Source organism: Vibrio sp. 10N.237.312.B06, from assembly GCF_041464685.1.
Lineage (GTDB): Bacteria > Pseudomonadota > Gammaproteobacteria > Enterobacterales > Vibrionaceae > Vibrio > Vibrio tasmaniensis_A.
The window spans coordinates 102,257-115,214 of the sequence record NZ_JBFSPI010000004.1; the positions used below are offsets into that span (position 1 = coordinate 102,257).

The window sequence follows — 12,958 nt, forward strand, 5'->3', positions numbered from 1 at the left end:
GCCTATGCAACTAGAAAGAATCGAGATTTCTGGCTTTCGAGGTATTAAGCGCATGTCTCTTGCGTTTGATGAGCTAACCACGCTTATTGGTGAAAATACTTGGGGTAAGTCTTCATTATTGGATGCCCTTTCCGTCGTTCTCCCTTCAGACGGAGTTCCATATCACTTCGAAATGACCGATTTCCATGTCGATTACTCAGTTTCACATCCACAGTCTCAACACCTTCAAATTGTTCTCGCATTAAAAGCCAACGATAAAAGTGAGCTAAATGTAGGACGTTATCGCAAACTCAAACCGGTGTGGGTTCAAGACGAGTTTGGTGTTTTTCGTATCTATTATCGAATCAGTGCCACGTTAGAGCAATATGAAACGACCACACACTATGCATTTTTGGGGTTGGACGGAAACCCTCTCAAGCTTCATCACTCAGAAAAGCTCGCTCAAGAATTAATGACGTTACACCCTGTAATTCGTTTGAGAGACGCAAGGCACTTCGATCGCCCTTTCAACGGCAATTCACTTAACCACAATGCTCATCTACCGGGTAATGTTCACACTAACACCGTTCATGCTAGTAACGGGCACGCTAATAATGTGAGTGGAAATGGTAACGGCCAGAGTCAAACAACCAATGGTAATGGCAGCAATGGAAACGGAAATGGGCGTCAGGCAAGGATAGAAAAACGCATCGACAACACCTGCCGTCGCCTTATGGCGATACCCGGACATGTTAATAAAGGTGAAATGCGCAGTAGTCTTGAGTCGATGCAAAGCTTAATAGAACACTACTTCTCATTTAAGAGTGTCTCACGTAAAAATCCGAGAAAACCGCGTGATGGGTTACTTTACTCAGCTGGTGCGAACGACAAGAGCATTCATCAATTGGTCGAAGAGACCAAAAACAAACAAACTCGCTTATTATTCATGGGGTTACTTAATGCCTATTTGCAAGCAAAAGGGCCAAATGACTTAAGAAGATGTGCTCGCCCTCTTTTGATCCTTGAAGATCCAGAAGGTCGATTGCACCCAACGCACTTAGCAAGGGCTTGGAGCTTGATGCAAAAGCTGCCCATGCAAAAAATCCTGACCACCAACAGTGGCGATCTACTTGCTGCTGTGCCGCTTCAATCGATTCGTCGTTTGGTACGTCAGTCAGATAAAACCATAGCCAACCAGCTCAATGTGAACCACTTCAGCAAAGATGAACTTCGTCGAATTGGTTTTCATATTCGTTTTCACCGGTCCGGCGCTCTGTATGCTCGCTGTTGGTTGTTGGTAGAAGGTGAAACCGAAGTCTGGTTGTTTAACGAGTTAGCCAACCAATGTGGGTATAACCTTGCTGCGGAAGGCGTTCAAATTATTGAGTTCGCGCAGTCTGGTCTTAAAGCGCTCATTAAAGTAGCGCAAGAGTTTGGTATCGATTGGCATGTAGTAACTGATGGTGATGCAGCCGGAAAAAAATATGCGGCGACTGTGCTTTCTAAGCTTGGTAATGATCAGGAAAGACACCGCCTTACTGAACTGCCCGATAAGGATATCGAACATTACTTGTATATGAATGGCTTCGAAAACTTTTTCAGAGACATGGTTAAGATTCCTTATGATCACCCTATTCCAGCGAAAAAAGTTGTGGCTAAAGTTCTCAAGAAACACGCAAAACCAGACCTGGCTTTAGCGATCGTGTCTCATTGTGAGAATCAAGGACAAGACTGTATTCCATTGTTGTTGAGATGGACTTTGAAACGCGTGACCACCATGGCAAACGGAAATACCTAGCTTCTTGCTTATCTGATAAGTGCTATTAGTTCTTCTGTTGATAATTTCTTGAATTGATTAAGAAACCAAAAAAGGCACACCAAGTGGAGTGCCTGTATAAATCGATATACAAATTAATTGGGGGTTATCTTGCAAGAGTTCACAGTGACTAAACTAAGGTTAGGTTAACGAATTAAGGCTAGGTTAACGAATTAAGCCTTGGCTTGCTTAGCGTGTTGTTCAACCGCTTCCGAAGATTGAGTCGATTTTTCGTGAAGCCAAAGCCCCGTTGCTTTCATCAAGTATCCAAAGACACCACCAAGCAGTAAAGATGGCACGACAAGTTGCCAATCGCCGCCTGCTGCAAACGTCGCGCAGCAACCAATAAAGGTCCCTGGGATATAACCTAGCCACGCTTGTTTGGCTTGAATACACATAAAGAAAGCGACAATAGCGGTAATCATATAGCCTAAAATCTCTAACCCTGCTAAGGTCGAGCTTTCGATAATCACCATTGCCCAGAATACACCTGTCATGTTGGTCAGTAAGCTGCCTGCTAGTCCTTTAACACCGCCCGTTGGCGAAGCAAAATAACTGGTGCAACCTAAGAAACCGGCCCATGACAATAAGCCGAAAGAGATAGCAATCCATCCCCATAGACCTGACAAAATACCTGTTGTTAATGAAATCGCGACTAATGTACTCATACTATTTCTAAAGCCTAATTACGAAATTCATCGCACCGGATTTAGCCTCACTTAAAATCAAGTAAGCATATTATGGGAAGAACGCCTTCTTTTAGCCGATCATGATCACATTAATAATGTACGCGAATATGCATTTATCACCAGATAGAGACCGGAATCGCTTATTCAACACATTGGGTTATAAGGGGCTGTTAACCTTTCGAGCTTTATTTTGCAGCTCTTGTGGGAAATTTATACAAGGCAGAGGCTTTGATGTGTAGTTAGCCTACATGAAAAGGCGATAACGCAGTAGAAATGAACCACAAGGACTGCCCGAAGGGTTCGGTTAAAATCGCTTTATGCTTTGTTGAAGAATATTTGCTTAAAATGACTAGGCTACATACTCTTCGCCGCGCCTAAAACGATTTTACCTCGAACAAAACTTAACCACGAAAGGTCAACAGCCCCTAGCCTTTATCAAATTACCGTTATAGAACCGACGGCTTACCTTTCATCATGCGCTTGCCTTCTCGCTTAATACATTCAGCAAGTGGGTTTTCTGCCATATCCGCACGCCAAATAAACGAAAGCGTACGTTCCATTTCAAGCTCAGGAACATTCAAAGTAACGAGCTGGCCAGATTCAACAAACTGCTCGACATCGAGATAAGGTAAACACGTTAAATATGGGCCGTTTGCTACCAAACTTCTTAAAACAGGAACGTGTTCATATTCTCGCCAAACATCAAGATCACCAATTAAATGATGAATAGAGCTATCAAAAACTTTGCGAGTACCTGAGCCATGTTCACGCAATACCCACTTCGCTTGTTCTAGTTGCGCCAAACTGACACGTTCACGCTTTGCAAATGGGTGATGAGCCGATGCAACCACCGTTAAATGGTCGGTACACCACACTTCTTGATGAACTCGGTTATCGTCACAGCGACCTTCGATAACGCCAAGGTCATATTGGTAATCTAATACGCCATCTATAACCGCATCGGTACTTTGTACACCAAGCGAGATTCGCATCTCAGGAAAGTCGTTATCAATAATACTGATGAGGTCTGGAACCAGGTGTTCTGCCGGGGTTTGGCTCGCACCGAGTTTGAGCTCTCCACTCAATAAATGCTGCTCGTAAAAGCCCATTTCAATTTGCTGTGCATCTTGCAGTAAACGCTTCGCTTTTGGCCTAAGCCACATGCCCCAATGAGTGAGCGCCATTTGCTTGCCCTGCCTTTCAAACAAAGGCCTGCCGAGCATTTTTTCCAACTGTGCAAGAGACATACTTGTCGCCGACTGAGTCAATGCAAGCCTATCAGCTGCCTGACTTACGCTTCCCGAATCTGCTACCGCGTCAAAGACGGCGAGTTGCTTTAATGAATAACGCAAAATCTATCCTTAATTCTTTTAATAACTTATGTCCTGCTGCTCGTTTTTTGTTAAGCCGATGAGCAATCAATTTCATTCTACGCCTAACCAAATCTATATCAATATTTTTGATGTGGTTTCTAAAAATTATCAATTTTACCTCTACCCCCCAACACCCTAATCTGGAATGGCAGGACACAACGAGCCCTGCAAAACATTACTGATTAACCATTACGGATTAACCAAGTCATTAACACTAGGAATTACACATGACGGATTGTTCAAGGGGGGGATATGGCAACCAGCACTTCTGAAAATCAGCAACTGTTCTCGCCAACAGAAATGATGGCGGAAGCCGAGAAATTTGCATTAAGCAAAGCAAATAAAACCAGCAGCATGACATTGAGTTTGGCAATCATGGCTGGCGCATTCATCGGGCTTGCTTTTTTATTCTACATCACGGTGACCACAGGTAGCGCTGATGCAGGATGGGGATTAAGTCGCTTAGCCGGTGGGCTTGCATTCAGCATGGGGTTAATCCTGATTGTGATTTGTGGTGGCGAGCTGTTTACCAGTTCGGTGTTATCAAGCATTTCATGGGCTAATAAGCAGATAACCTTCACCAAGATGCTGTCTATCTGGGGCAAGGTATATGTAGGCAACTTTATCGGTGCCATGTTCCTACTGGCTTTGGTAAGCGCAGCAGGCTTATATCAACTGGATGGCGGGCAATGGGGCTTAAACGCTCTAAACATTGCTCAACACAAGCTACACCACAGCCCTGTTCAAGCTTTCGCTTTGGGTGTGCTTTGTAACTTACTAGTGTGTTTAGCAATTTGGTTAACGTTCAGCTCAGCTAACGCCATGACTAAAGCAATGATGACCGTATTACCCGTTGCAATGTTCGTTAGCTCAGGCTTTGAACACTGTGTGGCGAATATGTTTATGGTTCCATTAGGCATCACAATTCAAGCATTCGCACCAGAGAGTTTTTGGATGCAAATTGGCGCAACATCAGCCCAGTATGCAGACCTGAACATCATGAAATTTGTCACTGCAAACTTAATACCAGTGACATTCGGCAACATTGTAGGTGGTGCGGTATTGGTCGGCTTAGCCAATTGGAGTATCTACCGTCGCCCGCAGCTTAAAGCGGCAAAAATTACAGCAATAACTCAAACAACAGAAATTACGTCAGTTAAGGAAACCACTATGAACACTACAACTACTATCAAGCAAATCATGAACACTCAACCAATTACACTGAGCGTAGAAATGCCTACTTCAGTGGCGATTGATTCACTTTTAGATGCTCAACTTGTTAGCGCTCCTGTTTGCGATGTTGAAGGCCGCCTAGTAGGTATCCTCTCTGTTCACGACGTAATGGTTGACCTTTGGTGCCAAGACTACATTCCGACTAAAGGTCAGAAAGTGGTAGACCTAATGAGCCGTGACGTAGTGGCCATTGATGCAAACGACAAACTGGTCGATGTTGCTGAGTTCCTATGTATCGATAAAGAACAACTGTACCCGACAACAAGCATGGGCTATGCCACTCGCCTGACCTCTCTTTCTTTAGAAGAGCGTGCAAAAGCGATGAAAGTAAGCCAACCACATATGCTTCCAGTGCTAGAAAATGGCGTAATGGTCGGTGTGATGACTCGTACTGAAGTTATGCAAGCACTACGTCCAATCTATGGCGACCGCCTAAACGTGGTTCCGAAGGCTGAACTAGAAACGGCTTAACTAGAGACTGTTTACAAAGCAAGCGTTTCATTAGAAACAAAGTAACGAATCGTAGGCTGAACTATTAGGGATTAGTCGTTCAGCTAGATAACTCAGTCATTGCAACGTTGACTGGCAGAGGTAAATGGTGGCTTAAGACGCAGTAAAAGGTTTGACACAAAACAGACCTAAACGCGTGGCCATTTACCTCAATAAAAAAGGCGCAAAGTGAAAACTTTGCGCCTTTCTCTATATTCTAGCTGCTTTGCTACTTTCCATATTACTATATAACTGGCTAACAGCCGCCCTATCTCGTATCGACTAGGTTTTTGATCTTTCTAAATATGTTGATAGCGATTATGGATAGCTAGATTACTTCTTTACACCTTCAACATGCAGATCCATGTCTACATAGCTTGAAGCGCCCATTACTGGGATATTGAAGTCAGCAAGCTCTAGACGAGTTGTACCAACGAAACCAGCACGCTCACCACCCCATGGGTCTTGACCAGCACCGATGAATTCAGCTTCGATAACGATAGGCTTAGTTACACCGTGAAGTTTAAGGTCACCCATAACTTCAAGTTTGCCGTCGCCTTTATCAACCACTTTTGTGCTGTTGAATGTCGCATCAGAAAACTTACCAGCATTGATGAAATCACCGCTACGGATGTGCTTATCACGCTCTGCGTGGTTTGAGTCAAGGCTAGTTGTATCAACCGTTACGTTGATTTTAGACGCTTCAACGTTGCTCTCATCAAATGAGAAGTCACCTGAGAATGTGTTAAAACGACCTTGGATAAAGCTGTAACCTAGGTGGCTAACTTTGAAGTTAACTGAAGCATGCGCACCTTTTGTATCAATCACGTAATCAGCGGCGTTCGCAGCGAAAGGCATTGCCATAGCAAATGCTAATCCTGTAGCGATAATTGACTTTTTCATTTTGAAGCTCCTATCATTTTTCGTAGCGTATCGTCTTTGTCGATAACGTGGTGTTTTATCGCCGCTAAGGCGTGTACTGATGCCATAATGATCAGTACCCATGCAGCATAGTAGTGAACCGTTCCTGCGAGATCAGATTGGTTTGCAAATAGTTCACCCATACTTGGTACAGTGAACCAATTGAATACCTCGATCCCACGGCCATCTGATGTCGAAATCAAATAACCTGAAATAAATAAAACCGCTAAGTTAATGTACATAAATCCATGAGCGATCTTCGCCGCTACAACTTCATAGCTTTTACCTTCCACATTAGGTGACGCGGTAACTAGCTTCCAAAGCAAGCGGATAATGGTAACGGCAGCCAAAAGAATGCCTACCGAACGGTGGTAGTCTGGTGCTGTTTTGTACCACTCACTGTAGTAAGAAAGATCAACCATCCATAGGCCTACACCAAATAGGCCAAATATTGCGAGTGCTGAGATCCAATGCATTGCTCTTGCTAAAGGATTGTAATTTTTGACGTTGTTGTTCATGCATCTCTTCCGAATGTTAACGTGTCGTGTAGTTTTGAAAAGCGTACCCTACACCAAGTTTGCGTAACATATTATTTACCAAGTTTTACATTAGTTACATCATTTCAAATTAAACGAGTTATTCAAAAATTTTGAACAAGTTGCTTTATGGACAAATTTCTTTGTCGAACAATCGCTTGCTGAGTTATATTTCAACGATTTGTTCAATTTCATAGAGCTCATCTGATATGTCTAACATCTTACGTTCCATCACTTTTTGAGCGTCTTCTATCCCCTTGTTGTAATACACGGCTCCAAACTTTTTACTGATGAAGTCGACTAAGAATTCAGTGTCGAACTGACCAAGCTCTACATCGAGCTCATCTTGTAGGTACTTTTGAAGTGTATGAGTGAGTTCGGATTTTTGCTTTGAATCTAATTGAATGGTCATGGGTGTTTCCAAATAAAGAGTATGTAGAACAATTGTGATTAGCCGACTAAGCTATAATTTCGTTAGCTCACTGCAACTCTGCCAATCAGTTCAAGTTTTCTAACTAGCTATAATTCCTCATAATTTAGTTTACAGACCTGTAGAGTGCCAGTGCTATCCATAAAATCGCTCAGTAATGGTTAATTTTGATAGAGGGATCAAGAACTCGCACTTTGGCGATAGGTAATGGCGCCAAAATTACCGTACTATTGCCCATCAATAAGATAGCAACTGTGTATAAGAGGCTTCATTGTTATTAGATCTGGTGATTAAAAGCGTCAATCAGTTTCAAGACGATTGCTTGAAACTTTGTGAACGTCATTACCCTACCGTACACAATCAAGGGATCAGTGAACATCACATAGGCAAAGCGTTTGCGAGACGAATGGAGCACACTTTCGTTAGCTTCAATCATGCAAGCAACGTAAGCCCACTAGAAATGCTCTCTTCTGGTGAAACGCCACGACATTTCCGAATCTCTTCTGAAATTGGTACCGTTTGGATGATTAGCCACCATATGGTGAGCGCAGGAAAGACTTGTCGTAAAAAGTTGATGTTGGACATTCACAACTGGCAGCAAGAGTACGGATTTGCCATTCAACCCAATGACCTATTGATCATTGTCTCCGACCATTGGATAAGTCGAAGCAAAAACAGTGGTGAACTCTTGCATTGGTGGATGGGGGAACTCCCAGACCAGATTAGCGACTACAGCCTACAAGGTATCACGCTAAGAGAGAGTGATACTCAATTCGCAGATGATTTAAATAGTAACTTCAAAATCAGTCCGTGTTTTATCCGATTCGCTCACCCGCTAAAACGCTCTGGAAATCAACAACTAGTTCGTAAATACCTGCAACTTTATGCGGTAATACAATGGCAGTAAAATACAAGACAATTTTCAATTTGATATATAACGTAAATAATTATACCTATACTTTTATTTTATAAAATAACACCTATATTCCACTCATTTATTATCCGAATTATCCAGTTTACTAATTAATAACTTAACAACCTCAATATTAATTTTGAGAGACAGACATCATTTTTATGTAACCACAAAGATCTATTTATTTTATTATTTTGATACTCCCCCAGAATGTAAGCCTTTAACCATATTTATTTTAGGTGTATACGTGTTAAGGCTTTATATTGATAGGGTTGATATGATATAGGTTACTCAGACATCAAATTCACTGAACCTATTAAACAAGCTAAGCAATATATACCCTTGATACATAATGACCTTTATCATCCTGATTTTTCGCTGACTTTAATTATTTATATGTTACCGTGACAAATTAATTTTTATTAATTGACAATTTATCAACACCTGTCAATATTATGACAACTGTGACGTATATTCTCGTCACTGAATAAACACCTTTTATTAGCGATTATGATTTTATCAGACAGAAGTGAATTTATTAGTTGTATATCTGTGGATGCCGATATGCAGTTTATTGCGAAATACCAAGACTTAACACTTACAAGTGTCTACCAACCTATATTTGATTCTTCTTTGACTCAGATAGGTGTAGAGGCTTTGGTTCGTATTTCCAATTGTAAAGGTGATGTCGTTCGCCCAGATCACTTCTTCCATTCAGACGAAACCTCATACACAGACAAAATCAACGTAGAGAGACTGAGCCGAGCCATTCACATCCGTAACTTCGCACAATCGACGGTCCGTCACTTGAACCTTTTTTTGAACGTTCTTCCAAACGTTGGTGAGTTGTTTGCATCAGAAAAAGTAAAAGACACTCTGTTAGCTAAACGTCTTCACGAGCTTAACTTATCGTGCGAACAAATCGTCATGGAGTTGGTCGAACTTAATGTAGAAAGTGAAGAACGTTTAAAAAACGCGGCCCACTCACTTGCAGATAATGGTTTTCAAATTGCGGTTGATGACTTTGGAGCACAGGCGTCAACAGAGCAACGTGTTCGCCATATCACTCCTCATATCATCAAAATCGATCGCTCTGTGATGTTGGATTTTGAAAACGGCGATACTCGAAAAATGGAGCTAGTAGTTAAGCTTGCCAACCAAATCGGTGCGAAGACGGTCATCGAAGGGATAGAAACCCAACAGCAACTGACTGCGATGCAAAGTTTAGGCTTCGATATGTATCAAGGCTATCACTTAGCCATGCCAAAGCCGATTGAGTTGGATATCCGCCTAGCAATCTAGAGTCTGGCCCCTATTCTCTAATATACCGGAAGCCGCTTTACCATTGCCTAACGACTTTTGTAATACCTATCTTTTAAAACGCTCCTTGTTAAGGCACGCATTGCTATCGCAACGTCCTCTTAGTTCGGCCCTATCTTCGTCTTGTTTTATCAAACCATATCCGTAAAAAAGCCCAGTCAAAATAGACTGGGCTGGCTTAAAAGAATCTGTTTTATATCAATCCCTAATAACCCGCAGTGGACGGTTTGATTCTATATAGAATGGCGAACATCACTGGTACTACTAGCGTTAGTACTGTAGCAAAGCCTAAGCCTGCCATGATGGTAATCGCCATCGAGCCGAAAAATGCATCGAATACCAAGGGAATCATGCCCAAGATAGTCGTTAGAGCTGCCATAGATACAGGTCGTACACGACTGATCGCGCTGTCGATAACCGCTAAGTATGGGTCTTTGCCTGTTGAGAGTTCAGTGTTTATCTGGTCAAGCAGGACGATACCATTTTTCAAAATCATGCCGCTTAAGCTCAGTAAGCCTAGGAAAGCCGTGAAACTGAATGGCATATTGGTACCTAATAGACCAATCGAAACACCAATAATAGAAAGTGGTACCGTAAACCAAATCACAAGCGGCTTACGAACCGAGTTAAACAAAAGCATGGTAATAATAAACATCAGCAAGTAACCCATTGGTAGTGAACCAAATAGAGATTCTTGTGCATCTTTAGAGCTTTCGTATTCGCCGCCCCAACTGATGCTGTAACCTTCTGGTAGAGCCAATGCTTCTACTTGTGGTTTCACACGAGCAAACAAACTCGCGGGTGTTTCATCACCCAATACATCGTGGTCAGCCAATACGGTTAGCGTACGCTTTCTATCACGACGTTGAATCAGTGGCTCAGACCATTGAAGTTCAACCCCATCGATCACTTGCTCAACTGGAATGTAAGTTTGTAGCGATGGGCTCCAAATCTTCACATTATTCAGTGATTCAAAGTCAAAACGCTCTTCTTCAGGCAGGCGTGCCACGATAGGTAACATGTGCGTACCATCGCGCAGTAAACCGATGTTGTAGCCACCAAACGCCATCTGTAGTGTCTCAGACAGATCCGTCTTTGATATACCAAGGCGACGTGCCTTTGATTCGTTAAACAGTGGCACGAGCTCTTTGGTGCGTTCACGCCAGTCGTGACGCACATTTCGAGAACCAGGATCCGCCAACAAGATATCTTCTACCTCAACAGCTATGCTGCGAAGGATCTGCGGGTCTGCACCGCTAATACGAGCTTCGATTTTTGACGCTGGCGACGGGCCAAACTCAATCAATTTAAATTGGAACGTAGGTTGTTCAAATTTATTGGCCAAGTCCTTGTCTAGCCCTTCTAGGACTTTAAACATGGTGTCTCGGTCAGTCGTTCGTACCTGCAGTTGACTGTACGCTTCGTAACTTTTCTCGGGTTGGTATGTCAGCGCAAAACGTTGCATGCCTTGGCCAACTGTTGTAGTTACAAACTCAACGTCATCTTGCTGGCGAATGTAGCTTTCAACTTTTTCTGCCTGCTTAATCGTTTCACGTACATCGGTACCTTCCGGCCTCCACATATCGACGTAAAACATTGGCGTATTTGATGGCGGGAAGAACTGCTGCTTCACCATACCAAAACCAACCACAGAAACTGCTAATAGCGCGACCATACTTACTACGGTAAGCCACCTAAATCGAAGTGCTACTTTCAGACACGCGCCGAATACAACGAACAGAATACCTTTGTATGGGTCTTCGTTCTCATCGACCTTGTCTTCTTCTTTCAGCATCATTTCTGCAAGGAACGGAGTCAGCGTTAGCGCTGTAACCCAGCTCAAGAACAATGAAAAACACAAAACCCAGAACAGTGAGCCCATGAATTCACCTGTCGCGTCTTTCGACAAACCGATTGGTGCAAAGGCCGTGATAGCAATAATGGTCGCACCCAATAGTGGCCATTGTGTTTGTGTCACGATGTCTTTCGCTGCTTGAAGCTTGGTTTTGCCTTTCTTCAAGCCAACCAAAATACCTTCAACGACAACAATCGCGTTATCCACCAGCATACCCAATGCGATGATCAAAGCACCCAGTGAGATACGGTGCAGTTCGACATCGTTGTAGTCCATAAGAATGAACGTACCGAATACGGTCAATAGAAGCACTAGACCGATGATCAAACCACTGCGTAAACCCATTGCAAAAAGCAGTACGATGATAACAATAGCAACGGCTTCTACTAGGCTGATTAAAAAGTCAGCCACTGATTTGTCTACTTCTTGCGCTTGGTTGTAGAAGTAGTTCAGCTCTACACCGGCAGGCTTAATGCTTTCTAAACGATCCAGTTCGGCATCTAACGCGTTACCAATTTCGACGACGTTTACGCCTGAAGAGAACGCAATACCAAGGTTGATTGCTGGTTTGCCGTTGTACGTTAATACATTGCCCGGTTTTTCTTGGATACCGCGAGTAACCTCAGCGACATCTTTCAAGCGAATCAAATTGCCTGTGTCACGACCATGAATGATCAGGTTTTCTAGCTCTTCAACCGTGCTCAATGTTCCGTTAGGTTTGATTGTTAGGCTTTGGCCATTCAACATTACCTCGCCTGCCGATACCACACTGTTTTGTTGTGCTAACAGTGACGTTACCATCGACATATCTAGGTTTAGCGCCGCTAAACGCTCAAGTGACATCTCAACAAACAATTGCTCTTGTTGGTCACCCGCAATACTTACTTTGCCAACACCGTCAACCAATTCGATTTCACGCGTTAGGTAATCTGCGTACTGTTTTAGCTCGACATAATCGTAACCATCACCGGTCAGCATGATCATCACACCAAATACGTCACCAAAATCATCAATAATCTGAACTGAATTAACACCACTGGGCAGTATTGGCTGTAGATCGTTGATTTTACTACGCATTTCATCCCAGATTTGCGGTAGCTCGTCTGGACCGTAGTCCATCTTCATGCTGACCATAATTTGAGACATACCATTCGACGACGTTGAAGTGATCTTGTAGATATAAGGCAGTTGTCGTATCTCTTTTTCAAGTGGATACGTTAACTCTTCTTCAACTTCCATAGACGTAGCGCCAGGGTAAGTTGAAATAATCATTGCATCTTTAATGGTAAAAGCTGGGTCTTCTAAACGGGATAGGTTGCCAAAAGACGACACACCGCCAATGGCCAAAATGACTAGGGCGTGTTGATCTTTGCTGTACATTTCGCGTTCAACAATACATCGGTA

General features: G+C 42.9%; 10 protein-coding genes. 4 read left to right on the forward strand and 6 right to left on the reverse strand.

Annotation, left to right across the window (positions count from 1 at the left end):
- Positions 1 to 4: 4 nt before the first annotated feature.
- Positions 5 to 1,777 (forward strand): DUF2813 domain-containing protein, encoded by a 1,773-nt coding sequence (locus AB6C75_RS02130; protein WP_372106674.1) that lies wholly within the window; start codon positions 5 to 7, stop codon positions 1,775 to 1,777.
- A gap of 191 nt (positions 1,778 to 1,968) precedes the next feature.
- Here the strand turns inward: AB6C75_RS02130 and AB6C75_RS02135 are convergent, their stop codons facing one another.
- Together AB6C75_RS02135 and AB6C75_RS02140 are read right to left on the reverse strand one after the other, a co-directional pair.
- Positions 1,969 to 2,463 carry a DUF1097 domain-containing protein gene (locus AB6C75_RS02135; RefSeq protein ID WP_372106676.1) on the reverse strand — a complete coding sequence of 165 codons (495 nt, stop codon included), beginning with the start codon at positions 2,461 to 2,463 and terminating at the stop codon, positions 1,969 to 1,971.
- Between the two features lie 467 nt (positions 2,464 to 2,930).
- Positions 2,931 to 3,836 carry a LysR substrate-binding domain-containing protein gene (locus AB6C75_RS02140; RefSeq protein ID WP_009845304.1) on the reverse strand — a complete coding sequence of 302 codons (906 nt, stop codon included), beginning with the start codon at positions 3,834 to 3,836 and terminating at the stop codon, positions 2,931 to 2,933.
- A 273-nt stretch (positions 3,837 to 4,109) separates the two neighbouring features.
- Between AB6C75_RS02140 and focA the strand changes: the two genes are divergently transcribed.
- Positions 4,110 to 5,561: a formate transporter FocA gene (gene focA, locus AB6C75_RS02145; protein ID WP_009845303.1), complete on the forward strand. Its 1,452-nt coding sequence runs from the start codon at positions 4,110 to 4,112 to the stop codon at positions 5,559 to 5,561.
- Positions 5,562 to 5,912: 351 nt separating this feature from the next.
- On the opposite strand, the gene AB6C75_RS02150 is transcribed toward focA, so the two are convergent.
- The 3 genes from AB6C75_RS02150 to AB6C75_RS02160 all read right to left on the reverse strand — a co-directional run bounded on the left by AB6C75_RS02150 (position 5,913) and on the right by AB6C75_RS02160 (position 7,448).
- The gene (locus AB6C75_RS02150) at positions 5,913 to 6,482 is read right to left on the reverse strand and encodes a YceI family protein (RefSeq protein ID WP_029222775.1); all 570 of its coding nucleotides are present in this window, start codon (positions 6,480 to 6,482) and stop codon (positions 5,913 to 5,915) included.
- Positions 6,479 to 7,018, reverse strand: coding sequence for a cytochrome b (locus AB6C75_RS02155; RefSeq protein ID WP_102250471.1), 540 nt, complete (start codon positions 7,016 to 7,018; stop codon positions 6,479 to 6,481). The genes AB6C75_RS02150 and AB6C75_RS02155 overlap by 4 nt, the downstream gene beginning before the upstream one ends.
- A gap of 184 nt (positions 7,019 to 7,202) precedes the next feature.
- Complete coding sequence (locus tag AB6C75_RS02160; protein WP_017059821.1) at positions 7,203 to 7,448, reverse strand: DUF2164 domain-containing protein; 246 nt, start codon at positions 7,446 to 7,448, stop codon at positions 7,203 to 7,205.
- 289 nt (positions 7,449 to 7,737) lie between these two features.
- Here AB6C75_RS02160 and AB6C75_RS02165 point away from each other — a divergent pair, with 289 nt between their 5' ends.
- The gene (locus AB6C75_RS02165) at positions 7,738 to 8,373 is read left to right on the forward strand and encodes a hypothetical protein (RefSeq protein WP_009845296.1); all 636 of its coding nucleotides are present in this window, start codon (positions 7,738 to 7,740) and stop codon (positions 8,371 to 8,373) included.
- A gap of 570 nt (positions 8,374 to 8,943) precedes the next feature.
- Positions 8,944 to 9,681: an EAL domain-containing protein gene (locus AB6C75_RS02170; RefSeq protein WP_372106679.1), complete on the forward strand. Its 738-nt coding sequence runs from the start codon at positions 8,944 to 8,946 to the stop codon at positions 9,679 to 9,681.
- A gap of 223 nt (positions 9,682 to 9,904) precedes the next feature.
- On the opposite strand, the gene AB6C75_RS02175 is transcribed toward AB6C75_RS02170, so the two are convergent.
- Positions 9,905 to 12,934: an efflux RND transporter permease subunit gene (locus tag AB6C75_RS02175; RefSeq protein WP_372106688.1), complete on the reverse strand. Its 3,030-nt coding sequence runs from the start codon at positions 12,932 to 12,934 to the stop codon at positions 9,905 to 9,907.
- Positions 12,935 to 12,958 lie beyond the last annotated feature (24 nt).